General features: G+C 64.9%; 20 protein-coding genes and 2 tRNA genes. 19 read left to right on the forward strand and 3 right to left on the reverse strand.

Annotated elements, in window-relative coordinates:
- The first annotated feature begins 15 nt into the window (after nucleotides 1–15).
- Nucleotides 16–804, forward strand: coding sequence for an alpha/beta hydrolase (locus G5B40_RS16705; RefSeq protein WP_165100928.1), 789 nt, complete (start codon nucleotides 16–18; stop codon nucleotides 802–804).
- On the opposite strand, the gene G5B40_RS16710 is transcribed toward G5B40_RS16705, so the two are convergent.
- Nucleotides 777–1439 carry an SDR family oxidoreductase gene (locus tag G5B40_RS16710; protein WP_165100931.1) on the reverse strand — a complete coding sequence of 221 codons (663 nt, stop codon included), beginning with the start codon at nucleotides 1437–1439 and terminating at the stop codon, nucleotides 777–779. The two genes, G5B40_RS16705 and G5B40_RS16710, sit on opposite strands and share 28 nt — an antisense overlap.
- A 222-nt stretch (nucleotides 1440–1661) precedes the next feature.
- Here G5B40_RS16710 and G5B40_RS16715 point away from each other — a divergent pair, with 222 nt between their 5' ends.
- The 3 genes from G5B40_RS16715 to tuf all read left to right on the forward strand — a co-directional run bounded on the left by G5B40_RS16715 (nucleotide 1662) and on the right by tuf (nucleotide 3536).
- The gene (locus G5B40_RS16715; protein WP_165100933.1) at nucleotides 1662–1937 is read left to right on the forward strand and encodes an HU family DNA-binding protein; all 276 of its coding nucleotides are present in this window, start codon (nucleotides 1662–1664) and stop codon (nucleotides 1935–1937) included.
- Between the two features lie 33 nt (nucleotides 1938–1970).
- Nucleotides 1971–2044, forward strand: a tRNA-Gly gene (locus tag G5B40_RS16720).
- Nucleotides 2045–2360: 316 nt separating this feature from the next.
- Nucleotides 2361–3536, forward strand: coding sequence for an elongation factor Tu (gene tuf / locus G5B40_RS16725; protein ID WP_165100936.1), 1176 nt, complete (start codon nucleotides 2361–2363; stop codon nucleotides 3534–3536).
- 258 nt (nucleotides 3537–3794) lie between these two features.
- Here the strand turns inward: tuf and G5B40_RS16730 are convergent, their stop codons facing one another.
- Nucleotides 3795–4997 carry a glycosyltransferase gene (locus G5B40_RS16730; protein WP_165100939.1) on the reverse strand — a complete coding sequence of 401 codons (1203 nt, stop codon included), beginning with the start codon at nucleotides 4995–4997 and terminating at the stop codon, nucleotides 3795–3797.
- Between the two features lie 106 nt (nucleotides 4998–5103).
- Between G5B40_RS16730 and G5B40_RS16735 the strand changes: the two genes are divergently transcribed.
- From G5B40_RS16735 to G5B40_RS16800, 14 genes are all read left to right on the forward strand, one after another.
- Nucleotides 5104–5550 carry a hypothetical protein gene (locus tag G5B40_RS16735; protein WP_165100943.1) on the forward strand — a complete coding sequence of 149 codons (447 nt, stop codon included), beginning with the start codon at nucleotides 5104–5106 and terminating at the stop codon, nucleotides 5548–5550.
- A 4-nt stretch (nucleotides 5551–5554) separates the two neighbouring features.
- Nucleotides 5555–6148 carry a hypothetical protein gene (locus G5B40_RS16740; RefSeq protein ID WP_246209586.1) on the forward strand — a complete coding sequence of 198 codons (594 nt, stop codon included), beginning with the start codon at nucleotides 5555–5557 and terminating at the stop codon, nucleotides 6146–6148.
- The gene (locus G5B40_RS16745) at nucleotides 6148–6813 is read left to right on the forward strand and encodes an SCO family protein (protein WP_165100946.1); all 666 of its coding nucleotides are present in this window, start codon (nucleotides 6148–6150) and stop codon (nucleotides 6811–6813) included. The genes G5B40_RS16740 and G5B40_RS16745 overlap by 1 nt, the downstream gene beginning before the upstream one ends.
- Nucleotides 6814–6863: 50 nt before the next feature.
- Nucleotides 6864–6939: transfer RNA gene (locus G5B40_RS16750), tRNA-Trp, on the forward strand.
- Nucleotides 6940–6966: 27 nt separating this feature from the next.
- On the forward strand, nucleotides 6967–7164 hold the full coding sequence (secE, locus tag G5B40_RS16755) for a preprotein translocase subunit SecE (protein ID WP_165100949.1): 198 nt from the start codon (nucleotides 6967–6969) through the stop codon (nucleotides 7162–7164).
- A 158-nt stretch (nucleotides 7165–7322) separates the two neighbouring features.
- Nucleotides 7323–7856 carry a transcription termination/antitermination protein NusG gene (gene nusG, locus G5B40_RS16760; protein ID WP_165100952.1) on the forward strand — a complete coding sequence of 178 codons (534 nt, stop codon included), beginning with the start codon at nucleotides 7323–7325 and terminating at the stop codon, nucleotides 7854–7856.
- Between the two features lie 103 nt (nucleotides 7857–7959).
- Nucleotides 7960–8388 (forward strand): 50S ribosomal protein L11, encoded by a 429-nt coding sequence (rplK, locus tag G5B40_RS16765; protein WP_165100955.1) that lies wholly within the window; start codon nucleotides 7960–7962, stop codon nucleotides 8386–8388.
- A 4-nt stretch (nucleotides 8389–8392) separates the two neighbouring features.
- The gene (gene rplA / locus G5B40_RS16770; RefSeq protein WP_165100958.1) at nucleotides 8393–9094 is read left to right on the forward strand and encodes a 50S ribosomal protein L1; all 702 of its coding nucleotides are present in this window, start codon (nucleotides 8393–8395) and stop codon (nucleotides 9092–9094) included.
- Between the two features lie 251 nt (nucleotides 9095–9345).
- Nucleotides 9346–9861: a 50S ribosomal protein L10 gene (gene rplJ, locus G5B40_RS16775; RefSeq protein WP_165100961.1), complete on the forward strand. Its 516-nt coding sequence runs from the start codon at nucleotides 9346–9348 to the stop codon at nucleotides 9859–9861.
- A gap of 75 nt (nucleotides 9862–9936) precedes the next feature.
- Nucleotides 9937–10317: a 50S ribosomal protein L7/L12 gene (gene rplL, locus G5B40_RS16780; RefSeq protein WP_165100964.1), complete on the forward strand. Its 381-nt coding sequence runs from the start codon at nucleotides 9937–9939 to the stop codon at nucleotides 10315–10317.
- 235 nt (nucleotides 10318–10552) lie between these two features.
- Nucleotides 10553–14683, forward strand: a complete 4131-nt coding sequence (rpoB, locus tag G5B40_RS16785; protein ID WP_165100967.1) for a DNA-directed RNA polymerase subunit beta — start codon at nucleotides 10553–10555, stop codon at nucleotides 14681–14683.
- 5 nt (nucleotides 14684–14688) lie between these two features.
- Nucleotides 14689–18936 carry a DNA-directed RNA polymerase subunit beta' gene (rpoC, locus tag G5B40_RS16790; protein WP_165100970.1) on the forward strand — a complete coding sequence of 1416 codons (4248 nt, stop codon included), beginning with the start codon at nucleotides 14689–14691 and terminating at the stop codon, nucleotides 18934–18936.
- A gap of 233 nt (nucleotides 18937–19169) precedes the next feature.
- Complete coding sequence (fdhF, locus tag G5B40_RS16795; protein WP_165100973.1) at nucleotides 19170–21950, forward strand: formate dehydrogenase subunit alpha; 2781 nt, start codon at nucleotides 19170–19172, stop codon at nucleotides 21948–21950.
- 103 nt (nucleotides 21951–22053) lie between these two features.
- Nucleotides 22054–22629, forward strand: a complete 576-nt coding sequence (locus G5B40_RS16800) for a lipid-binding SYLF domain-containing protein (RefSeq protein ID WP_165100976.1) — start codon at nucleotides 22054–22056, stop codon at nucleotides 22627–22629.
- 6 nt (nucleotides 22630–22635) lie between these two features.
- Here G5B40_RS16800 and G5B40_RS16805 read toward each other — a convergent pair whose 3' ends face one another.
- Nucleotides 22636–23292 (reverse strand): RluA family pseudouridine synthase, encoded by a 657-nt coding sequence (locus G5B40_RS16805; RefSeq protein ID WP_165100979.1) that lies wholly within the window; start codon nucleotides 23290–23292, stop codon nucleotides 22636–22638.
- Nucleotides 23293–23376: 84 nt separating this feature from the next.
- On the opposite strand from G5B40_RS16805, the gene G5B40_RS16810 reads away from it, so the two are divergent.
- Nucleotides 23377–24117 (forward strand): sulfite exporter TauE/SafE family protein, encoded by a 741-nt coding sequence (locus tag G5B40_RS16810; RefSeq protein WP_165100982.1) that lies wholly within the window; start codon nucleotides 23377–23379, stop codon nucleotides 24115–24117.
- Nucleotides 24118–24121 lie beyond the last annotated feature (4 nt).

Raw genomic sequence — 24121 nt, forward strand, 5'->3', positions numbered from 1 at the left:
GCAGGAGCCGAAGAAATGTCAACGCCCACCTATCTCGACCTCGGCCCCGACCGTCGCATCGCGCATGTCAGGACCAAGGCGCAGGGAGCCGGACGCGCCGCGCCGGGCGTGGTCTTTCTCGGCGGGTTCCGCTCCGACATGGAGGGCACGAAGGCGCTGGCGCTGGAGGCCTGGGCGCGAAGAGAGGGCCACGCGTTCCTGCGCTTCGACTATCGGGGGCATGGCGCGTCCTCCGGCGCGTTTGAGGATGGCTGCGTCGGCGACTGGGCGGATGACGCGATCCAAGCTGTGACGCGACTGACGGAAGGGCCGCAGGTCGTCGTCGGATCCTCCATGGGCGGGTGGATCGCTCTGCTCCTGGCGCGCGCGGCGCCGGCGCGCGTCGCGGCGCTGGTCGGCGTCGCCGCAGCGCCCGATTTCACCGTGGAGATGGCGGCGTCGATGAACGAAGCGGCGCGAGCGGAGATGGCGGCGACGGGCCTCTGGCGCCGTCCTTCGGCCTATTCGGACGATCCCTATCCAATCACGAGAAAGCTGATCGAGGACGGAGCGCGGAACCTCGTCCTCGACGCGCCGCTTCGCGTCGGCTTCCCGGTGCGGCTTCTGCAGGGGACAGCCGACGAGGATGTGAGCGTCGATGTCGCCATGAGGCTTCTCGGCCATGTCGAGGGGCCGGACACTCGGCTGACGCTGGTGAAAGGCGCCGATCACCGGTTCAGCGGCGCGCGTGAGATCGATTTGCTGATCGCAACGGTGGAGGAGGCCGGGTTGGTGGCTCAGAAGGGGATTTCCTCACCGGAATAGAAAAGGAGCCGCCCGGCGTTGGCGACGTTCAACTCGTCGAAGCGGGCGATCAGCCCGGCGGCGCTCTCCTCGACTGAGATCGCCGCGCCGCCGCCGCCCATATCGGTCCGAACCCAGCCCGGGTGATAGGCCCCGACCGCGATCCCCTCGTCGCCGAGCTCCTTGGACAGCGAGACCGAAAGGTTGGTCGCCGCGGCTTTCGAGGCGCGGTAGAGATATGCGGCTCCCTTCGCGCGCGCGCTCGAACCCATTTGCGACGAAATTACCGCGATTCTCCCCTTCGCCCGCCGCAGCGCAGGGAGGCAGGCGCGGATCGTCATGAACACGCCGGTGACGTTCACCGCGAGAACCTCGGCGAAGGCCTCGGCGCTATAGGCGGGATCGTCGACGCCGCCGCGCCCGATCAGCCGTCCGGCGTTGCAGACCAGCAGATCGAGCGCGCGCCCGTCCAGCCGCGTTGAAAGCGCCGCAAGCGAATCTTCCATTGTCACGTCGAGTTCGACGGGCTCGAACCTCTCGCCCGTGGGTGGATGAGCGCGCGCGCAGGCGAGCACATTGTCGCCCCGCGCCGCGAGACGGCGGCTGATCTCCAGCCCGATACCGCGATTTGCTCCGGTGATAAGCGTCGTCGGCATGGATCTCTCTCGTGCTGTTCAGCCTGGATATGCATGGCCCGTCGCCGCGGATCCGGCAAGAGAGCGGCGAAAATAACCTGCGACGGCGCTTTCCTGAGGGTTTTAGCGGGATTTTCGGATTCCATGTCGATTTGGCGGTTTTCTTGACGGAAATCTTGACTAATAAGGGGGCGCGACGGTGCAGGGGGCCATCGGTCGCGCAACAAAGGCAGGAGACAATCCATGGACAAGAAATCCGAAGTCGTCGCGGCCGTCGCCGAAGGCGCCGGCATCACCCAGAGCCAGGCCGCAGCTGCGCTCGAGGCATTCGCCGATGCGGCGATCGCGGCGCTGAAGGACGGCCGCGTGGTCGCGGTGCCGGGCCTCGGTCGTCTCTCGACCGTCCATAAGGACGCCCGCCAGGGTCGCAACCCGCGGACCGGCGAGACGATGACCTTCGCCGCCAAGACCAGCGTGAAGTTCAAGGCCGCCAAGGCCGCGACCGACGCGGTCAACTGATCGCGCGCGGCCGGCGGCGCCGGCCGCAACCGAGCGGGTGTAGCTCAATGGTAGAGCAGAAGCCTTCCAAGCTTACGACGAGGGTTCGATTCCCTTCACCCGCTCCATCATCACTACGGTTCTGATTGCGGTGGCGCGCGCCGGGTCGCGCCGCAACCGGCCATCACGCGGAAACCTGTCTATCGAAGGTCATTCGCGCCGCCGGAAGATGTACTCCTCACACCGATGAACAAGGTGAGAGCGCCGCTTCGGGCGGTGTGGGCGTGGTCTCTTCCGCGCGGTGAGCGTCGGCGCGCTCCGGTATGGCCGTCGGGCGACAATGATTCCCTGTTGCCTCGCCCCCGGTTATCGCCTATCTCGCCGCGCGAGAATGGCGAGGCGCGAACGGCGCGCCGCATAATTGAATTCGAGGACCCTGGAGCGATGGCGAAAGCGAAGTTTGAGCGTACGAAGCCGCACTGCAACATCGGGACGATTGGTCATGTTGACCATGGCAAGACGACGCTGACGGCTGCGATCACGAAGCAGTTCGGCGAGTTCAAGGCCTATGACATGATCGACGCGGCGCCGGAGGAGAAGGCGCGCGGGATCACGATCTCGACGGCGCATGTCGAGTACGAGACGGAGGCGCGCCACTACGCGCATGTCGATTGCCCGGGCCACGCGGACTACGTGAAGAACATGATCACGGGCGCGGCGCAGATGGACGGCGCGATCCTGGTGGTGAACGCGGCGGACGGTCCGATGCCGCAGACGCGCGAGCATATTCTCCTGGCCAAGCAGGTCGGCGTTCCGGCGATGGTGGTTTTCCTGAACAAGGTTGACCAGGTCGACGACCCGGAGCTTCTCGAGCTTGTCGAGATGGAGGTGCGCGAGCTTCTGACCGAGTACGATTTCCCGGGCGACGACACGCCGATCATCGCCGGCTCGGCGCTCGCGGCGCTGGAGGATCGCGACCCCGAGATCGGGGCGGAGAAGATCGCCGAGCTGATGGCGGCGGTGGACGCGTTCATCCCGCAGCCGGATCGTCCGATCGACCAGCCGTTCCTGATGCCGATCGAGGACGTGTTCTCGATTTCGGGTCGCGGCACGGTGGTGACGGGGCGTGTCGAGCGCGGCGTGATCAAGGTCGGCGAAGAGATCGAGATCGTCGGGATCAAGGACACGAAGAAGACGATCTGCACCGGCGTGGAGATGTTCCGCAAGCTTCTGGACCGGGGCGAGGCGGGCGACAATATCGGCGCGCTTCTGCGCGGCGTCGACCGCGAGGGCGTGGAGCGGGGCCAGGTGCTCTGCAAGCCGGGCTCGGTGAAGCCGCACACGAAGTTCACGGCCGAGGCCTATATCCTGACCAAGGACGAGGGCGGGCGGCACACGCCGTTCTTCACCAACTACCGGCCGCAGTTCTACTTCCGGACGACGGACGTGACCGGCACCTGCGCGCTGCCCGAGGGCACCGAGATGGTGATGCCGGGCGACAACGTGAAGATGGAAGTGACGCTGATCGCCCCGATCGCCATGGAGGAGCGCCTGCGCTTCGCCATCCGCGAAGGCGGCCGCACCGTCGGAGCCGGCGTCGTCGGCAAGATCATCGAGTAAGCGTCCGCCCACTTATGAATGCGAAAGGCCGCCTGATAGGGCGGCCTTTTTCCGCTGGTAAGCGGCGAAGAGTCCGGGCGGCCTTCCGCTCTTGTCATTCTGCAGCTTTGGCGATGCGGGGCTTTGCAGCACGGCGCGCGCCATGCGACGCCAGTCTGGCGGGAAAACCGTCTCCAACGTTCTGCCGACTTGCTGGGAATGGCGACATCGCGTCGCTCGCGCGGCTGAGCAAGACGCTACACATCCGCGCGCGAACCTTCAGAGCAGGCTCGTGAGCAACTTCTCTTTCGCCGGCCAGATCGTCGCCCGATCGCAGCGCGCCATGACCGCCGTGCGGGCGACGGCGCCCTTGGCGCGCATCGTTTCCGGATGGTCGAGGGCTTCCGCGATACGCCGCTCAAGCGCCGCCTGGTCATGGAGGCCGCAGAAGAGTCCGGTCTCCTCGTCCATGAACTCGCGCACCGGCGCGCAGTCGGAGACGATGAGCGGGCAGCCGATCGCCATCGCCTCCAGCATCGACCAGGAGAGGACGAAATCGGCGGTGAGGTAGACATGGGCGTCGCTCGCTTGAAGCAGCTTCACATATTCGGCGCGCGGCTGCAGGCCGACGAAGTGGATGCGCGCGTGGTCGAGCGTGTCGTCGAGCTCGGCGAGCATTCGCGCCTTCCAGCTTTCGCCTTCGGGGAGTCGCGCGCCATAGGAAACGCGATCCTCGCCGCCGATGATCGCGTGAAGGCCGGGCCGGGCCGCCTGAAGCGCGCTGAGCGCCCGCATGAACTGCGGAAAGCCGCGATGCGGCTCCATCCCCCGCGTGATGAAGGTGACGATTTCCGGCATCGCTGCAAGATCGAGCCCGGCGGCCACCGTCACCGGGCGCTCGGCCGGGCGGTGGAGGGCGCAATCAATGCCGTCATGCATCACCGTCAGTTGTCGACGAAGCGCGGCGGGGAAGCGGGCCGCCTGAAATTCGGTCGGACAGAACGCCAAGTCCGCGCCCTCCAGATCCAGCAGGAAAGGGGCGTTCCGCACTCTTTGCAGGAGTTGGGCGTGAAGATCCGACTTGTGGATCCCGAGTGAGAGATCGTCCGGCGGCGGATATTCGTACCACCACTCGAAATAGGGAACGAAGCGCGCCTCCGGCCAGATGTCGCGCGCGAACATGCCCGAACCCCAGCCGGAATGGGCCATGACGATATCGGGGGCGTAGCCGTTCGCGCGCGCCTCGATGAAGGCGCGGGCCGCGGCCTGGCCGTTGATCGCGGCTTTCTCCAGATTGGCGGCGTAGGGATGAACGCCCTCCGTCGGGCCGCGGTGCGCCGCGTAGCGCAGGAAGCGCGGATCGTTCGGCTCTCCGCCCCGCCAGGCGGTGGCGAAGCGCGCATCCCAACCCCGGCCGGAAAGCCAGCGGCCGAAGGCGCCGAACTGCGCCGGGAAATTCTCATGCACAAAGAGGATTTTCATGCGCCGCCCCTCATCCCGGGGGAGCATACCCGCGCCGCGAGTCTCGGCAAGTTTATCGGGGCGCGAGCGGTTTTATGGCATGATCCGATGAACAGGGAGGCGGACGATGCGTGCGATAGCGGGAGTTGCGGCGGCCCTCGCCGCTGGCTGGGCCGGAGCGGCGGCGGCGGAGAAGATCACCGTCACCGGCGAGGCGATGGACACCTGGTGCTATTTCTCGGGCGTCATGGGCGCCGCCGAGGCGACGCTGGGAACCGCCCACCACACATGCGCGGTCTGGTGCGCGGCCGGCGGCATACCGGTCGGGCTGCTGGCGGAGGACGGAACCGTCTACATGATCCTGAAGATCGAGGACAGCGACAAGACCAACGGCGGCGACCGTCTGGTGACGACCGCGAGCCGCCAGCTCACCGCCACGGGCGAGCATTACCGGCGCGACGGCATCGACTACATCGTGATCGGCGAAGTGGTCGGGGACGCCGGAATCGTAAATCTGAGCCATGAGGACTACGGCGTGACGCCAGGGTTCGCGATCCCCGAGCCCGAGGAGTGACGCCATGACCTGCGAAATGAACCCATGGATTGTCCGGCTGGCCGCCGTGGCGCTGACCCTGTTCGCCGCGCCACTTTCCGCCGCGGACTTCGCGGCCGGCTCCAATGCGAAATCCTGGGGGCTGCTGGGTGAGGAGAAAGCTCTATTCACGGCCAGGGTGGTCGACATCCTCTGCGAGATGACTGGCGATTGCCCGGCGGATTGCGGGGGCGGCGATCGCCAACTCGGACTGGTGCGCGCGTCGGATGGCGTTCTGGTGTTTCCGATGAAGAACAGCCAGCCACTCTTCAACGGCGCCGTCGCCGACCTTCGGCCCTGGTGCGGCGAGGAGGTCGAGGTCGATGGCCTGCTGGTCGGCGACGAGGAGCGCGCGCCCGCCAAGTTCTACATGGTGCAGTTCATCCGCGCGGCGGGCGAAGCGGAATGGATCAAGGCCGATCGATGGACGAAGGTTTGGGCCGGGAAGAACCCCGAAGCCGCCAAGAAGGACGGCCCGTGGTTCCGCAAGGATCCGCGCGTCGAGGCGGAAATCGCAAAGGGCGGGTATCTCGGTCTCGGCGCGGAGGCGGACAAGGCGTTCATCGAGGACTGGTTCTGATGCGGTTTTCGGCCGGTAGGAGGGGTTGGCGCGCAAGCTGGACCGCCGGCGCGGCGACAGTCGTGATGGCGGCGGCGGCTTTCGCCCATGACGGTGTGACGCATGAGGACAAGGAGGAGGCGCTTCGTCACCTCTCGGACAGGCCGCTGGAGGGCGATGCGACGCCGTTTCCCGTCGATCTCGGCGGCGCCTTCACGCTGACGGACCAGAACGGGGCGAAGCGGACCGAGGCGGACCCCGAGGGGCGGATGCAGCTCTTCTTTTTCGGCTACTCCCATTGTCAGGCGATCTGCTCCACCGCCCTGCCGCGCATGGCCGAGATTGCGGAGATCGCCGGCGCGGCCGGTTTGCCGGTGCGTCCGGTGCTGATCACGGTCGACCCCGCGCGCGACACGCCGGAGGGCATGACAGAATCGCTGGCTGAATTCGGCCCCGGAATCGTCGGCCTGACCGGAACGGAGGCGGAGCTTGAGCGCGTGCGCGCGCTATTCCAGATCGAGGCGAAAGAGGTGTTCGTCGACCCCGAATACGGCCCGGTCTTTGCGCATGGCTCCTTCATTTACCTGATGGACGGAGCGGGAGCGCTGCTGACGGTGATCCCACCGATCATCTCGCCGGCGCGCGGTGCGGAGATCGTCGCGCGCTACGCCGCGCCGGGCGAGTAGCGGCGCTTGCATCGCGGGGCGATTCAACTTAGATCGCTCTCGCCCGCGCTAGGGGTGTAGCTCAGTTGGTAGAGCATCGGTCTCCAAAACCGAGGGTCGTGGGTTCGAGTCCCCCCGCCCCTGCCAGCGCCGGCGAGAGAGAAAGGCGACGACATGGCGCGCACGAATCCCGCGCAGTTCATCCAGCAGGTCCGCGTCGAGGCGTCGAAAGTCGTCTGGCCGACGCGCAAGGAGACTGTGCTGACGACGATCATGGTGTTCATCATGGCCTCGCTCGCGGCCCTGTTCTTCTTTTTTGCGGACATGATCATCGGGTTCGGAATTGATCAGATTCTACGGCTCGGCGCTTGACTTGATCTCGAGCGGGGTCTAGGTCGCCTTCCTCTGGACATGGGGGAGGCGCGCGTCGATTCGCAACGCGCGCCCTTTCAGTTTGGAAAAGGCGCGGCGAGTTGCGCGACGGGACCCGAAAGGGCGACAGCGCGAGAAGCGGAGAGGCGGCGAAGAGAATGGCCAAACGCTGGTATGCCGTGCACGTTTTTTCGAATTTCGAGAAGCGTGTGGCGGAGACATTGCGCGAATCCGTCGAGCAGCAAGGGCTGACGGACGAGATCGAGGAGATTTTCGTCCCCACCGAAGAGGTGATGGAGATTCGGCGCGGCAAGAAGGTGAAGGCGGAGCGCCGTCTGATGCCGGGCTACGTTCTTGTGAAGATGGAGATGACCGACCGGGCCTATCTCCACATTATCGACACCAACCGCGTCACCGGCTTCCTCGGCCCGCAAGGCAAGCCGAGTCCGATGCGCGATTCGGAGGTCAACCAGCTCCTCAATATCGTCGAGGAAGGGGCCGAGCGGCCGCGGCCGAAGATCTCCTTCGAGGTCGGCGAGCAGGTGCGCGTCACCGACGGTCCGTTCGAGAGCTTCACCGGCATGGTCGAACAGGTCGACGAGATCAGCGCCCGGCTGAAGGTCATGGTTTCGATCTTCGGCCGGCCGACGCCGGTCGAACTGGAATACGCCCAGGTCTCAAAACAGGTCTGAGGCGCATATTGCGGGAGGCGAGAGGGGCGCGCCCCTCGGACCGCACCGCGCTCATCGAGCTTCGGGGTCGCGACCCGCGGGGCGGCATGGAAAGGAGGCCGCGATGGCCAAGAAGAAGATCGGCGTGATCAAGCTGCAGGTGCCCGCGGGCAAGGCGAATCCTTCGCCGCCCATTGGCCCGGCGCTGGGTCAGCGCGGCATCAACATCATGGAGTTCTGCAAGGCGTTCAACGCCAAGACGCAGGAGATGGAGTCCGGGGCGCCCTGCCCGACGATCATCACCTACTATCAGGACAAGTCTTTCACGATGGAGATCAAGACGCCGCCCGCGTCGTATCTTCTGAAGAAGGCCGCGAAGTTGAAGTCCGCGTCGAAGACTCCGGGCAGGGCGACCTCCGGGACGGTTTCGGTGAAGCAGGTCCGCGAGATCGCCGAGACGAAGATGCAGGATCTCAACGCGAACGACGTGGAGGCCGCGATGAAGATCATCGTCGGGTCCGCGCTTTCGATGGGCATCGAGGTCAAGGGGTAGGGTCATGGCGAAGCTTGGAAAAAGAGTAAAAGCGGCGCGCGCGGCCTTCGACGGCAAGTCGAACCTTCCGCTGGCCGACGCGGTGGCGCTGGTCAAGGCGAACGCCACGGCGAAATTCGACGAGACGGTCGAGATTGCGATGAATCTCGGTGTCGATCCGCGCCACGCCGACCAGATGGTTCGCGGTACGGTGACGCTGCCCTCGGGCACCGGAAAGACCGTGCGCGTCGCGGTCTTCGCGCGCGGCCCGAAGGCCGAGGAGGCCGAGGCCGCCGGGGCCGACATCGTCGGCGCGGAAGAGTTGATGGAGACGGTTCAGTCCGGCAAGATCGAGTTCGACCGGTGCATCGCGACGCCAGACATGATGCCGATCGTCGGTCGGCTCGGAAAGGTGCTCGGACCGCGCAACCTGATGCCGAACCCGAAGGTCGGCACGGTGACCATGGATGTCGCCGAGGCGGTGAAGGCCGCCAAGGGCGGACAGGTGCAGTTCAAGGTCGAGAAGGCCGGCGTCGTCCATGCCGGGATCGGCAAGGCCAGCTTCGACGAAGAGAGCCTTCTCGCCAACGCCAGGGCCTTTGTCGAGGCGGTCGGCAAGGCGAAGCCGGCGGGCGCCAAGGGCACCTATATGAAGAAGATTTCGCTCAGTTCCTCGATGGGGCCGGGCGTGACGGTGGATGTGGCTGACGCCAATTCCGCCCAGTGAGGTTCCGCCGGGTTCGCCCGGCGGGATGACGGGCGGCGCCCTCGGGCGGCGCTCTTCCGGTCCGAGACGGTGGGCGGGGGGTAAACCCCGTAAGGCCCGCCATAGACGGGAAACGCAGGATCGGTCGTCTTCCATGGCGGCGGTTTTGGCTGACCCGGGACGGGAGCAGAAGCGGGCAGGCGGGGAACCGGCTGTCTGAACTTGAGCCGGCGGAAGGGACGTTCCTGACCGCCTGAACCTTGGAGAAGACTGTGGATAGAGCCCAGAAGGAAGCTGTGGTCGAGGAACTCGGCCAGATCTTTTCTGACTCTGGCGCCGTCGTGGTGTGTCACTACGTCGGTCTCTCGGTCGCTGAGATGTCGGACTACCGGGCGCGCATGCGCGCCGCGGGCGCGTCGGTCCGCGTCGCCAAGAACAGGCTCGCCAAAATCGCCCTGGAGGGCAAGCCGTGCGAGGGTCTGAAGGACCTTCTCACGGGCCAGACGGTGTTCGGTTACGCCGAAGACCCCGTTTCGGCGGCGAAAGTCACCGAAGCTTTCGCCAAGGACAACGCGAAGCTCGTTGTGCTCGGCGGAGCGATGGGGTCGACCATTCTGGACGCGGCCGGCGTGAAAGCGCTCTCCGCGATGCCTTCGCGCGAGGAAGTTCTGGCGTCGATCGCGGGATGTCTCATCTCGCCCGCCGCCAACCTCGCGGGCGCTATTGGCGCACCGGCCTCGAACATCGCCAGCGTTCTGACGACGCTGAGCGAGCGCGAGGCCGCCTGAACCTGGCAAGCAATCGGGAGGCGCGGGCAGACGCCCGACGCCGGAACCACGAAGACAAGCGAATGGAAAAACGAAATGGCTGATCTGAAGAAACTTGCAGAAGATCTCGTTGGCCTGACCCTCCTCGAGGCGGTCGAGCTTAAGAACATCCTGAAGGACGAATACGGCATCGAGCCCGCCGTGGGCGGCGCCGTGATGATGGCGGGTCCGGCCGCCGGCGACGCTGGCGAGGCCGCCGAGGAGCAGACCGAATTTGACGTCATCCTCAAGGCCGCGGGCGACAAGAAGATCAACGTCATCAAGGAAGTCCGCGCCATCACCGGCCTGGGCCTCAAAGAGGCGAAAGATCTCGTCGAAGCTGGCGGCAAGGCTGTCAAGGAAGGCGCCTCGAAGGCCGAGGCCGAAGAGATCAAGAAGAAGCTCGAAGAGGCTGGCGCCGAAGTCGAGCTGAAGTAATCCCTTGCCCCTCGGGGGCCAAGGGTCGGAAAGACGGCTGGATCCGGAGCTTGCCGGGTCCAGCCCGCGTCGTCTAAGGCCCTCCCGGCCGAAATCGGGGTGAGGGTCTTGGAAGACGCGGCGAACCGGGAAGTCGGCATGGGAAGTCGGCTGGTATTGGAACGCCTTGTCACACGGGACGCCGTCTCGCCGTTTCCCCACCGGCGAGCAGCGCGCGAAAGACCAGAGGAATCAAATGGTTCAGACGCATTCCGGACGTAAGCGCATTCGCAAGTTCTTCGGCAAGATCAACGAAGTCGCGAAGATGCCGAATCTGATCGAGGTGCAGAAAAGCTCCTACGATCTGTTTCTGCAATCTGGCGACGGACCGACGCCAACGGATGGCGAAGGCATTCAGGGCGTTTTCCAGTCTGTATTCCCGATCAAGGACTTCAATGAGACGGCTGTTCTGGAGTTCGTGAAATACGAGCTCGAAGCGCCGAAATACGATGTCGAGGAATGCCAGCAGCGCGACATGACCTACGCCGCGCCGCTGAAGGTGACGCTGCGGCTGATCGTATTCGAGGTCGACGACGACACTGGCGCGCGCTCGATCAAGGACATCAAGGAGCAGGACGTCTTCATGGGCGACCTGCCGCTGATGACGGATAATGGCACCTTCGTGGTGAACGGCACCGAGCGGGTGATCGTCTCCCAGATGCACCGGAGTCCGGGCGTCTTTTTCGACCATGACAAGGGCAAGACGCATTCCAGCGGGAAGCTTCTCTTCGCCTCGCGCGTGATCCCCTATCGCGGCTCCTGGCTGGATTTCGAGTTCGACGCCAAGGACAACGTGTATGTCCGCATAGACCGGCGCCGGAAGCTGCCGGTCACCACGCTGCTCTATTCGCTCGGCATGGACCAGCAGGCGATCTGCGACGCGTTCTACGACAAGGTCGACTATGTGAAGACCAAGGAGGGTTGGGCGGCTCCGCTCGACACCGAGCGGCTGCGCGGCGCCAAGCCGGCCTTCGATCTGATCGACGCGAATTCCGGCGAAGTGATCGCCGAAGCGGGCGCCAAGCTGACCCCGCGCAAGCTGAACAAGCTGGCGGAGGATGGCGTCACCAACTACCTCGCGCCCTTCGAGGCGATCATCGGGCGCTTCGCCGCCAACGACATGATCAACGAGGAGACCGGCGAGATCTGGGTCGAGGCCGGCGACGAGCTGACCTGGGAAGTGGACAAGAACGGCGAGCCCACGGGCGGAACGCTGAAGACCCTGTTGGACAATGGCGTCACCACCATCCCGACGCTCGACATCGATAATGTCACCGTCGGTCCGTATATCCGCAACACCATGGCGGTGGACAAGAATCTCGGCCGTGAGACCGCGCTTCAGGATATCTACCGGGTGATGCGGCCCGGCGAGCCGCCGACGCTGGAGGCGGCGGAGACGCTGTTCAATTCGCTCTTCTACGATCCGGAGCGCTACGATCTTTCGGCGGTCGGTCGCGTGAAGATGAACATGCGCCTGCAGCTTGACGTGGAGGACACGGTCCGCACGTTGCGCCCTGAGGACATGCTGGCCGTCATCAAGGCGCTGGTCGGGCTTCGCGACGGCAAGGGCGAGGTCGACGATATCGACCATCTCGGCAACCGGCGCGTGCGTTCGGTCGGCGAGTTGATGGAAAACCAGTATCGAGTCGGGCTCCTGCGCATGGAGCGGGCGATCAAGGAGCGGATGTCCTCGGTCGAGATCGACACGGTGATGCCGCAGGATCTGATCAACGCCAAGCCGGCGGCGGCGGCGGTGCGGGAGTTCTTCGGCTCCTCGCAGCTTTCGCAGTTCATGGACCAGACCAACCCGCTTTCCGAGGTCACCCACAAGCGCCGGCTCTCGGCGCTCGGGCCGGGCGGCCTGACGCGTGAGCGGGCGGGCTTCGAGGTTCGCGACGTTCACCCGACCCATTACGGCCGGATGTGCCCGATCGAGACGCCGGAAGGCCCGAATATCGGCCTGATCAACTCGCTCGCCTCCTTCGCGCGGGTGAACAAATACGGATTCATCGAGACGCCTTACCGCACCGTGAAGGACGGGCAGGTGACGGATGACGTGAACTATATCTCCGCCACCGAGGAGATGCGCTACACCGTCGCCCAGGCGAACGCCAATCTCGACGAAGAGGGCCGGTTCATCAACGAACTGGTCTCCACCCGGAAGAGCGGCGATTATCTGCTTTCGCCGCGTGAGAAGGTCGACCTGATCGACGTCAGCCCGAAACAGTTGGTTTCGGTCGCAGCGTCGCTCATCCCCTTCCTCGAGAACGACGACGCCAACCGGGCGCTGATGGGCTCCAACATGCAGCGCCAGGCGGTTCCGCTCCTGCGCGCCGAGGCGCCGTTTGTCGGCACCGGCATGGAGGAGGTCGTGGCGCGCGATTCGGGCGCCGCGATCACGGCGCGGCGGGGCGGCGTGATCGACCAGGTTGACGCGATGCGCATCGTCGTCCGCGTCACAGACGAGATGGATGCGGGCGACCCCGGCGTCGATCTCTACCGGCTGCGGAAGTTCCAGCGCTCCAACCAGAACACCTGCATCAACCAGCGTCCGTTGGTGAAGGTGGGCGATCGGGTGAAGAAAGGCGACGTCATCGCCGACGGCCCGTCGACCGATCTGGGCGAGCTGGCGCTCGGCAAGAACGTGCTCGTCGCGTTCATGCCGTGGAACGGCTACAATTACGAGGACTCGATCCTGATCTCCGAGCGGATTGTGAAGGACGATGTCTTCACCTCGATCCATATCGAGGAATATGAGGTCGTCGCGCGCGACACCAAGCTCGGGCCGGAGGAGATTACCCGCGATATCCCGAACGTGGGCGAGGAGCAACTTCGCAATCTCGACGAGGCCGGCATCGTCTATATCGGCGCGGAGGTCGGCCCGGCCGATATTCTCGTCGGCAAGATCACGCCGAAGGGCGAGAGCCCGATGACGCCGGAGGAGAAACTCCTCCGCGCCATTTTCGGCGAGAAGGCTTCCGACGTGCGCGACACGTCGCTGAAGATGCCTCCGGGCGATTTCGGCACCATTGTCGAAGTGCGGGTCTTCAACCGGCATGGCGTCGACAAGGACGAGCGCGCGATGCAGATCGAGGGCGAGGAGATCGAACGTCTCGCCCGCGACCGCGACGACGAGGTCGCCATTCTCGACCGCAACACCTATGCGCGGCTTCGCGATCTTCTGCTCGGAAAGAACTGCGTCAAGGGGCCGAAGGGCGTGAAGGCGGGTGAGACGATCACCCCCGAAATGCTCGACAGCGTGCTTTCCAAAGGGCTCTGGTGGCAACTCGTTCTGCCCGAAGAGGCCGACCAGAAGGTGCTGGAAGCCCTGAACCAGCAATATGACGCGCAGCGCCGCGCGCTCGAGGCTCGCTTCGAGGACAAGGTCGAGAAGGTCCGCCGCGGCGACGACCTGCCGCCGGGCGTGATGAAGATGGTCAAGGTCTTCGTCGCGGTGAAGCGGAAGCTGCAGCCGGGCGACAAGATGGCCGGCCGCCACGGCAACAAGGGCGTCATCTCCAAGGTGGTGCCGGAGGAGGACATGCCGTTCCTCGCCGACGGCACTCCGGTCGATGTCGTGCTCAATCCGCTCGGCGTGCCGAGCCGGATGAATGTCGGGCAGATCCTCGAGACCCATATGGGCTGGGCGGCGTCCGGTCTTGGCCGCGCCATCGGATCGGCGCTCGACGGATACAAGCGCGACGGCGACCTTACGCCGGTGCGAACGGCTATGGAGGTGGCTTACGGGGCGGAAACGCTGGCCGAGGCGACCGCCGATATGTCCGAGGAGGAGTTTGTCGAAGCGGCGTCCAATGTCCGCCGCGGCGTGCCGATCGCCACCCCGGTCTTCGACGGCGCGAAAGAGGCGGATGTGAACGCGCATCTCGTCGCTGCGGGCTTCGATCAGTCCGGCCAGTCGACGCTCTATGACGGGCGGACGGGGGACGCGTTCTCCCGGCCGGTCACGGTCGGCTACAAGTACATCCTGAAGCTTCATCACCTGGTGGACGACAAGATCCACGCCCGCTCCACCGGCCCCTACAGCCTCGTGACCCAGCAGCCTCTGGGCGGCAAGGCGCAGTTCGGCGGCCAGCGCTTCGGCGAAATGGAGGTCTGGGCGCTGGAGGCCTACGGCGCCGCCTACACCCTGCAGGAGATCCTCACGGTGAAGTCGGACGACGTCGCGGGCCGCACCAAGGTCTATGAGAGCATCGTCAAGGGCGAGGATAATTTCGAGGCCGGCGTGCCGGAATCGTTCAACGTTCTCGTCAAGGAAATCCGCTCGCTCGGCCTGAATGTCGAGCTGCTGGATTCGGAAACGGAGTGAACCAGATGAATGAGCTGAGCAACATCTTTACTCCGGGCACTGCGGCCCCTGTCGCGACCTTCGACGAGATCCGCATCGGGCTGGCCAGCCCGGAGCGGATCCTTTCCTGGTCCTTTGGCGAGATCAAGAAGCCGGAGACGATCAACTACCGGACTTTCAAACCGGAGCGGGACGGGCTTTTCTGCGCCCGGATCTTCGGGCCGATCAAGGATTACGAGTGCCTGTGCGGCAAGTACAAGCGGATGAAGTATCGCGGGGTCACCTGCGAGAAATGCGGCGTCGAGGTCACGTTGCAGAAGGTCCGCCGCGAGCGGATGGGTCATATCGAACTGGCCTCGCCGGTCGCGCATATATGGTTTCTGAAATCGCTGCCGTCCCGCATTGGTCTGATGCTGGACATGACGCTGCGCGATCTGGAGCGGGTGCTCTATTTCGAACAGTATGTCGTGATGGAGCCGGGGCTTACCGACCTCACCGCGGGTCAGCTCCTGACCGAGGAGGAATTCCTCGAAGCGCAAGACAGCTTCGGCGAGGACGCCTTCACTTGCGGCATCGGCGCCGAAGCAGTGCGCGAGATGCTGGCGGCGATCGATCTTCAGGAACTGCGCGACAGGCTGCGTGAAGACCTTCGCGAAGCGACCGGCGAGCTGAAGCCGAAGAAAATTATCAAGCGGCTGAAACTGGTCGAGAACTTCCTCGATTCCGGCAATCGCCCGGAATGGATGGTGCTGACCGTGGTTCCGGTCATCCCGCCCGAGTTGCGCCCGCTGGTGCCGCTCGACGGCGGTCGCTTCGCAACCTCGGACCTCAACGATCTCTATCGCAGGGTCATCAACCGCAACAACCGCCTGAAGCGGCTGATCGAGCTGCGCGCGCCGGACATCATCATCCGCAACGAGAAGCGGATGCTGCAGGAATCCGTCGACGCGCTCTTTGATAACGGTCGGCGCGGCCGCGTCATCACCGGCGCCAACAAGCGGCCGCTGAAGTCGCTTTCCGACATGCTGAAGGGCAAGCAGGGCCGTTTCCGGCAGAACCTTCTGGGCAAGCGCGTCGATTTCTCCGGCCGTTCGGTGATCGTGACCGGTCCCGAGTTGAAGCTGCATCAGTGCGGGTTGCCGAAGAAGATGGCGCTCGAGCTCTTCAAGCCCTTCATCTACGCCAAGCTGGATGCGCAGGGCTATTCCTCGACCGTCAAGCAGTCGAAGAAGCTGGTCGAGAAGGAGCGCCCGGAGGTCTGGGACATCCTCGATGAGGTGATCCGCGAGCATCCGGTGCTTCTCAACCGCGCGCCAACGCTTCACCGTCTCGGCATCCAGGCATTCGAGCCGGTGCTGATCGAAGGCAAGGCAATCCAGCTTCACCCGCTGGTCTGCGCCGCCTTCAACGCCGATTTCGACGGCGACCAGATGGCCGTGCATGTGCCGCTGAGCCTTGAGGCCCAACTCGAAGCGCGCGTTCTGATGATGTCCACGAACAACGTGCTCTCGCCGGCGAACGGCAAGCCGATCATCGTGCCCTCGCAGGACATGGTGCTTGGGCTTTATTACCTCTCCCTTGAGAAGGAGGGTGAGCCGGGCGAGGGCATGATGTTCGCCGACATGGCGGAGATCGAGCATGCGCTTCATGAGAAGACGATCACGCTGCATACGAAGATCATCACCCGCCGCGACACGGTCGACGCCGACGGCAATCCGGTGCGTGAGCGGCTGGAGACGACGCCGGGCCGGATGAAGATCGGGGCGCTCCTGCCGAAGAACGCCGCGGTCCCATTCTCGGTCATCAACCGCATCCTTCGCAAGAAGGAGGTCGGCGAGGTGATCGACGAAGTTTACCGCCATTGCGGGCAGAAGGATTCGGTCATTTTCTGCGACCGGATCATGACGCTCGGCTTCACCGAGGCGTTCAGGGCAGGCATCTCCTTCGGCAAGGACGACATGGTCATCCCCGATTCGAAATGGGAGATCGTGAACGGCACCCGCGACGCGGTGAAGGATTTCGAACAGCAATATCTCGATGGCCTGATCACCCAGGGTGAGAAATACAACAAGGTCGTCGACGCCTGGTCGAAATGCACCGACAAGGTTGCGGATGCGATGATGGCCGAAATCTCCGCCGTCAAGAAGGACGAGACCGGCCGGACGATGGAGCCGAACTCGGTCTACATGATGTCGCATTCCGGCGCGCGCGGTTCGCCGACCCAGATGCGCCAGCTCGCCGCCATGCGCGGCCTGATGGCGAAACCTTCCGGCGAGATCATCGAGACGCCGATCGTTTCGAACTTCAAGGAAGGGCTGACCGTTCTTGAATATTTCAACTCGACCCACGGCGCCCGCAAGGGCCTCGCGGATACGGCGTTGAAGACGGCGAACTCGGGCTATCTCACCCGCCGGCTGGTGGACGTGGCGCAGGACTGCATCGTCAAGATGGAGGAATGCGGCACCGAGAACGGCATCACGCTTCAGGCCGTCGTCACCGGCGGCGAGGTGGTCTCGCCGCTTTCCGAGCGGGTGCTGGGCCGGATTCCGGCCGAGGACGTTCTCGACCCTGCCGATGACAGCGTGATCGTCGCGCGGGGCGAGATGATCGACGAGAAGACGGCGCAGAAGATCGACGATCTTCATGTCGTCTCCATCAAGATCCGCTCACCGCTGACCTGTGAGGCCGAAGACGGTATCTGCGCCAACTGCTACGGGCGCGATCTCGCCCGCGGCACGCGGGTGAACATCGGCGAGGCGGTCGGCATCATCGCCGCCCAGTCGATCGGTGAGCCGGGCACCCAGCTCACGATGCGCACCTTCCATATCGGCGGGGCCGCGAGCGTGAACGATCAGTCCTTCGTCGAATCGACGCAGGAAGGCCGGCTGGAGATCCGCAATCCGTCGCTTCTGACCGACGCCGAGGGCAACATCATCGCCATCTCGCGCAACGTCCAGCTCGTCATCATCGACGAGCACGGGCGCGAGCGGGCGACCCACAAGCTGGCCTATGGCTCGCGCCTGCTGGTGAAGGAAGGCGACTCTATCGAACGCGGCCAGCGGCTGGCGGAGTGGGATCCCTATACGCTGCCGGTGATCGCCGAGAAGGGCGGCACCGCGAAGCTGGTCGATCTCATCCAGGGCATCTCGATGCGTGAGGAGATGGACGACGCGACCGGCATCAGCCAGCGCATCGTATCCGACTGGCGTTCGGCGCCGAAGGGCTCCGACCTGCGTCCGGCGATCAGCCTTGTCGGCGAGGACGGCGAGCCGCAGAAGCTGGATAACGGCAACCCGGCGCATTACTTCCTCTCGGTCGATGCGATCCTTTCGGTCGAGGACGGGCAGGCGATCCGCGCGGGCGACGTGCTGGCCCGAATCCCGCGTGAAGGCGCGCGGACGAAGGACATCACCGGTGGTCTGCCGCGGGTGGCGGAGTTGTTCGAAGCCAGACGCCCGAAGGACCATGCGATCATCGCGGAGATCGACGGCCACGTTCAGTTCGGGCGCGATTTCAAGAACAAGCAGCGGATCGCCATCGTTCCGACCGATGAGGACGCCGAGCCAGTCGAATACCTGGTGCCGAAAGGCAAGCATATCGCGGTGCAGGAAGGGGACTTCATCCAGAAGGGCGAATATCTTCTGGAGGGGAACCCGGCCCCGCACGACATCCTCGCCATTCTCGGGATCGAGGCGCTGGCGGACTATCTCGTCAACGAGGTGCAGGACGTCTACCGGCTTCAGGGCGTCAAGATCAACGACAAGCATATCGAGGTGATCGTTCGTCAGATGCTGCAGAAGGTGGAGATCACCGATGGCGGCGAAACGACGATGCTGAAGGGGGAGCATGTCGACCGGTTCGAGTTCGACGAGGCGAACGAGAAGGCGCTTCGCGAAGGCTATCGCCCGGCGGAGGGCGGGCCGGTCCTTCTCGGCATCACCAAGGCGTCGTTGCAAACTCGGTCGTTCTTCTCCGCCGCTTCCTTCCAGGAGACGACGCGCGTGCTGACCGAGGCGTCGACGCAAGGCAAGCGCGACCGACTGATCGGTCTCAAGGAGAACGTCATCGTCGGCCGGTTGATCCCGGCCGGCACCGGTGGCGCCGCGATGCGGATCAAGGCCGTCGCGGCGGAGCGTGACCGCAAGGTCATCGCCGAGCGCGAGAAGGAGGCCGCCGCGGCCGCCGCCGCCGCCGCGGCCGCCACCGAGGACGCCTTCGAGGTGATCGAGGGTCCGGCCGAGGACGATGGCGACGACAATCTGGTCGTCGAGTGAACGACGACTGAGCGGGCCTTCGGGCCCGGCGAGGAATCGGGGCCGCGGCGAGGGATCGCCGCGGCCCCGTTCGCTTTCCGGGTCGCGGCGTGATCGATAGCGAACGGCCGTCGTTGAAACGCGACGCCGTCGTTCCGACTTTGGTCGGGAATTCGCGCGGCCCTGTCGCTAACCCGTTCACCAAAACGATTTGCGCCGCTATCCTTCGCGCTGAAGCTAGAAGGACCCCTACGATGAGTGATGAAATCGAATTCACCCTCGACGGCGAGGCGGTCGTCGCGCGAGCGGATCAGACGATATGGGAAATTGCGAAGGAGCGCGGCGCCCGCATCCCGCATCTCTGCCATCTTGATGAGCCGGGCTATCGCGCCGATGGCAACTGCCGCGCCTGTATGGTGGAGATCGAGGGCGAGCGCGTTCTGGCCGCTTCCTGCATCCGCCGGCCGACTGCGGGCATGGTGGTGAACACCCGCGGCGAGCGGGCGAAGAAAGCCCGCGCGATGGTGATGGAGTTGCTCCTCGCGGACCAGCCGGAGCGCGAGGCCGCGCGCGACCGGTCTTCACACCTGTGGGAAATGGCGGACAGTCAGGGCGTTTCCTTGAGCCGGTTCCCCACGGTCGAGCGCGAGCGCGTGCCGCTTCTCGACGACAGCCACGTCGCCATGAAGGTGAATCTGGACGCCTGCATCCACTGCAATCTCTGCGTCCGGGCCTGCCGTGAAGTGCAGGTCAACGATGTTATCGGAATGACGGGGCGTGGTCGGGACGCGAAGATCGCCTTCGACATGAACGATCCAATGGGCGCCTCCACCTGCGTCGGCTGCGGCGAATGCGTGCAGGCCTGCCCGACCGGGGCGTTGATGCCGGCGACGGCGATGGACGGAGCGCAGCACGGCGACAGCGCCGACTATGACCGGGAGGTCCGCTCGGTCTGCCCCTATTGCGGCGTCGGCTGCCAGATCTCATTCAAGATCAAGGATGACAAGATCAAATATGTCGACGGCGCCCCCGGCCCCTCGAACGAGAACCGGCTCTGCGTAAAGGGACGGTTCGGCTTCGACTATATCGCGCATCCGCATCGGCTTTTGAGGCCGCTGATCCGGCGCGACGATGCGCCGGAAAAGGGGCTGAACGTCGACCCGTCGAACCCGCTGACGCATTTTCGCGAAGCGAGCTGGGAGGAGGCGCTGGATTTCGCCGCGGCCGGTCTCGGCCGGCTACGCGAGGAGCGGGGCGGGCGCGCCATCGCCGGTTTTGGTTCAGCCAAATGTTCGAACGAGGAGGCCTATCTCTTTCAGAAGCTGATCCGGCAGGGCTTCCGGCACAACAATGTCGATCACTGCACGCGGCTCTGTCATGCGTCCTCGGTCGCGGCGCTGATGGAGAATGTCGGCTCGGGCGCCGTCACCGCGACCTTCAACGAGATCGCCAACGCCGATGTCGCTTTGGTGATTGGCGCCAACCCGATCGAAAATCATCCGGTCGCCGCGACCTATTTCAAGCAATTCACCAAACGTGGCGGCAAGCTGATCGTCGCGGACCCGCGCGGTGTCGGTCTCCGGCGGTTCGCGACCCACATGCTGCAGTTCCGCCCAGGCGCCGATGTCGCGCTGCTGAACGCGATCATGCATGTGATCGTCGAGGAAGGGCTGACGGATGAGCAGTATATCGCCGCCTACACGGAGAACTTCGAAGCCCAGAAGGAGCACCTGAAAGGCTTTAGCCCGGAGAAGATGGAGCCACTCTGCGGAATCCCGGCGGAGGAGGTGAGGGCGGTCGCGCGCGCCTTCGCAACCGCGCGCTCGGCGATGATCTTCTGGGGCATGGGCGTCAGCCAGCACATCCACGGCACTGACAATTCGCGCTGCCTGATCTCGCTCGCGCTGATGACCGGGCAGATCGGGCGGCCGGGCACCGGGCTGCATCCGCTCCGTGGCCAGAACAATGTGCAGGGCGCCTCCGACGCCGGCATGATCCCGATGTTCCTGCCCGATTATCAACCTGTCGGCGACGATGGCGTGAGAAGCCTCTTTCAGTCGATCTGGGAGATGGAGGGCTGGGACGCCGAGCCGGGCCTGACTGTCGTCGAGATCATGGACGCGATCCACGCGGGCGATATCCGGGGGATGTACATTCTCGGCGAGAATCCCGCGATGTCGGACCCCGATGTGGAACACGCGCGCGCCGCGCTCGGGAAGCTGGAGCATCTGGTGGTGCAGGATCTCTTCATCACAGAGACGGCGAATTACGCTGACGTGATCCTGCCGGCTTCCGCCTGGGCTGAGAAGACCGGAACCGTGACCAACACCAACCGCCAGGTGCAGATGGGCCGCCCGGCGCTCACCCCGCCGGGCGAAGCGCGAGAGGACTGGCGGATCATCGTCGATCTGGCGACGCGGCTCGGGCTCGACTGGACCTATAGGCACCCGTCCGAGATTTTCGCCGAGATGAAACGTGGCATGAAATCCCTCGACAACATTACCTGGGAGCGGTTGGAGCGTGAGAACGTCGTCACCTATCCCTCGCTCTCGCCGGAGGATCCGGGCCAAGCGGTGGTCTTCGGCGACGGTTTTCCGCGGCCGGAGGGACGGGCCCGTTTCACGCCGGCCATGGTGACCGCGCCGGCGGAGACGCCGGACCCCGAGTTCCCGATGATCCTGACCACGGGACGGCAATTGGAGCACTGGCACACCGGCTCGATGACCCGCCGCGCCAAAGTGTTGGACGCGGTCGAGCCGGAGGCGAACGCTTCGCTCCATCCGAAGACGCTGCGCGCCCTTGGCGTCGCGCCCGGCGGAATGATCCGGATCGAGACGCGCCGGGGCGCGATCACGGTCATGGCGCGGGCCGACCGGGCGGTGGCCGAGGACATGGTCTTCATCCCCTTCGCCTTCGTCGAGGCGGCGGCCAATGTTCTGACCAATCCGCAGCTCGACCCTTATGGCAAGATTCCGGAGTTCAAATTCTCCGCATGCCGCGTGACCGACGCCGGGGAGGCGGTTGCGGCGGAGTGAATAATTCAGTTTTGGACGTTCTGCGCCTTCGGTTATGATCCAGCGAAAGACGCGCCGCCGTCGTCCGGCTGTCGGATGAGGGGCGCAGAAGCGAGGGCCAGGCATGATCGAGAGTATCTTCCGCACCACCGGCCGGAGCATCGCCGGGTTTTGCGCGGCGCTCCTCCTGGCGATATTCACAGCGGCGCCGGCCGCAGCGGGTCAGGCGGAGGCCGAAGCGTTGCGGCAGGACTCATTGGCGGCGCTATCGCAGCTTGTAGCGAAGGACGGCGCCGTGGCGGCCGTCAGCGAAAAGGCTGTGGCGGTGCTGGTCTTTCCCAAGATCCTGAAGGCCGGATTGCTGGTCGGCGGCGCCGGCGGCAAAGGCGCCCTGTTACGAGGAGAGGAGGCGGTCGGCTACTATTCGTCCCTCGCCGTCTCCTATGGCCTTCAGGCCGGGGCGCAGACATTCGGCTACGCGCTCTTCTTCATGAATGAGGACGCAATCGACTACATGGACGAGAATGACGGCTGGGAGGTCGGCGCGGGACCGAGCGTCGTGGTACTCGAACAGGGCGCCGCCACGAAATTTTCGTCCTCGATGCTTGGCAAGGATATTTACGCGGTGATTTTCAACCAGTCGGGCCTGATGGCCGGCCTCGGTCTCGAAGGCTCGAAAATCTCCTCCTATACGCCCTGAGCCGCTTCAAAGCGCGACGCGAATCCAGGCGCCGTCCGCCGGGCTGCGCCAGCCGAGCGCGACCGCGCGCAGCGCGAGGGCGGGCGCGGCGTCAACGGCGGATCCGGTCGCGTAGAACCTGTCGCCAAGGATCGGCAGTCCGAGCCCGTGGGCGAGGTGAACCCGCAACTGGTGGCTGCGTCCGGTGAGCGGACGCAGCGCGAGGCGGGTGGTCTCGGGTCGCCTTTCGATCACTTCCCAATCAGTCACCGCGCGGCGGCCGTCCGCCGCGATCATCTGTTTCGGCCGGTTCGGCCAGTCGACGCGCATCGGCGCGTCGATACGTCCGCTTTCCGCAGCCGGGGCGCCCCAGACTTCCGCTTCGTAGCGCTTTTCCACGATCCGCTTCTCGAACTGGCCGGAAAGAATGCGGTGCGCGCGCGCGTTGAGCGCGAAGAGCAAAAGGCCCGAGGTCGCCAGGTCGAGCCGATGCACGCTCCGCGCGCCCGGGTGCGTCGCCCGCACCCTGCTCTCCGCGCACTCGGCGAGATCCTCACCCTTGCCCGGCACGGAGAGAAGGCCTGCTGGTTTCTCCACCACCAGGATGTCCGCATCGTGGTGGACGACGCGTAGCGTTCCTGCCGGCGGGCGATAGTCGAGAGGGGGCGGCGGGCCGATGTTCATGTCGGGCTCGATAGCGTCGGCGCGCCTCTCGCGCCAGCCCTGCGGCGGTGCTATCGAGACGGAGACAGTCGCTGGGGGGCGCAATTGGAATCGATCATCTGGCTGGCGCCATTCGTCTTTCTTCTCGCCGGGACAGTGAAGGGCGCGCTCGGCATCGGCTTGCCGACCACGGTGATCGCGGTGCTATCGCAGGTCACCGACCCGCGCGTCGCCATCGCCGTCGGGCTCCTGCCGGTCATCACGTCCAACCTTTGGCAGGTCTATCGCGAGGGCGGTTGGCGAGAGCCGTTCCTACGATTCTGGCCCTACGCGGCGACGCTCGGCGTTTCGATATTCCTCTTTTCCGGCGTCGCCGCCGAAGCGACCCCGGAGACGGTCACGCTGGCCACCGGGATTGCGATCGCGATCTTCGCGGCCGCCAACCTTTACCGCCGGCCGCCCCCTCTTCCCCGGCGGTGGGAGAGACCGGCGCAGATCGGATTCGGGCTCGCGTCCGGGGTGATGGGCGGGCTCACCGGTCTCTGGTCGCCGCCATTGCTGATCATGCTCCTGTCGATGCGGCTGCCGAAATCGGAGATGGTGCGCTCGATGGGGCTGCTCTTTTTGCTCGGCGGGGCGCCAATGTTCGCGGGCTATGTGGTCAACCGTCTGATCACCATGGAGATATTTCTCTGGTCGCTGGTTATGCTGATCCCGACCTTTCTTGGCTTCACGCTCGGCGAACGGGTGCGCCGGAAAATGGCCGACGCGCGGTTTCAAAAGGCGGTGCTGGTGTTCTTCCTGTTGATGGGGCTGAACATGATTCGCCGCGGCTTGATGGGATAAGATG

Source organism: Pikeienuella piscinae, assembly GCF_011044155.1.
In the GTDB taxonomy this organism is placed as follows: domain Bacteria; phylum Pseudomonadota; class Alphaproteobacteria; order Rhodobacterales; family Rhodobacteraceae; genus Pikeienuella; species Pikeienuella piscinae.

Excerpts from the sequence above, each read along its gene's own strand:
- G5B40_RS16705 (WP_165100928.1), top strand. The coding sequence starts at position 16 with ATGTCAACGCCCACCTATCTCGACCTCGGCCCCGACCGTCGCATCGCG.
- G5B40_RS16710 (WP_165100931.1), bottom strand. The coding sequence starts at position 1,439 with ATGCCGACGACGCTTATCACCGGAGCAAATCGCGGTATCGGGCTGGAG.
- G5B40_RS16715 (WP_165100933.1), top strand. The coding sequence starts at position 1,662 with ATGGACAAGAAATCCGAAGTCGTCGCGGCCGTCGCCGAAGGCGCCGGC.
- tuf (WP_165100936.1), top strand. The coding sequence starts at position 2,361 with ATGGCGAAAGCGAAGTTTGAGCGTACGAAGCCGCACTGCAACATCGGG.
- G5B40_RS16730 (WP_165100939.1), bottom strand. The coding sequence starts at position 4,997 with ATGAAAATCCTCTTTGTGCATGAGAATTTCCCGGCGCAGTTCGGCGCC.
- G5B40_RS16735 (WP_165100943.1), top strand. The coding sequence starts at position 5,104 with ATGCGTGCGATAGCGGGAGTTGCGGCGGCCCTCGCCGCTGGCTGGGCC.
- G5B40_RS16740 (WP_246209586.1), top strand. The coding sequence starts at position 5,555 with ATGACCTGCGAAATGAACCCATGGATTGTCCGGCTGGCCGCCGTGGCG.
- G5B40_RS16745 (WP_165100946.1), top strand. The coding sequence starts at position 6,148 with ATGCGGTTTTCGGCCGGTAGGAGGGGTTGGCGCGCAAGCTGGACCGCC.
- secE (WP_165100949.1), top strand. The coding sequence starts at position 6,967 with ATGGCGCGCACGAATCCCGCGCAGTTCATCCAGCAGGTCCGCGTCGAG.
- nusG (WP_165100952.1), top strand. The coding sequence starts at position 7,323 with ATGGCCAAACGCTGGTATGCCGTGCACGTTTTTTCGAATTTCGAGAAG.
- rplK (WP_165100955.1), top strand. The coding sequence starts at position 7,960 with ATGGCCAAGAAGAAGATCGGCGTGATCAAGCTGCAGGTGCCCGCGGGC.
- rplA (WP_165100958.1), top strand. The coding sequence starts at position 8,393 with ATGGCGAAGCTTGGAAAAAGAGTAAAAGCGGCGCGCGCGGCCTTCGAC.
- rplL (WP_165100964.1), top strand. The coding sequence starts at position 9,937 with ATGGCTGATCTGAAGAAACTTGCAGAAGATCTCGTTGGCCTGACCCTC.
- rpoB (WP_165100967.1), top strand. The coding sequence starts at position 10,553 with ATGGTTCAGACGCATTCCGGACGTAAGCGCATTCGCAAGTTCTTCGGC.
- rpoC (WP_165100970.1), top strand. The coding sequence starts at position 14,689 with ATGAATGAGCTGAGCAACATCTTTACTCCGGGCACTGCGGCCCCTGTC.
- fdhF (WP_165100973.1), top strand. The coding sequence starts at position 19,170 with ATGAGTGATGAAATCGAATTCACCCTCGACGGCGAGGCGGTCGTCGCG.
- G5B40_RS16800 (WP_165100976.1), top strand. The coding sequence starts at position 22,054 with ATGATCGAGAGTATCTTCCGCACCACCGGCCGGAGCATCGCCGGGTTT.
- G5B40_RS16805 (WP_165100979.1), bottom strand. The coding sequence starts at position 23,292 with ATGAACATCGGCCCGCCGCCCCCTCTCGACTATCGCCCGCCGGCAGGA.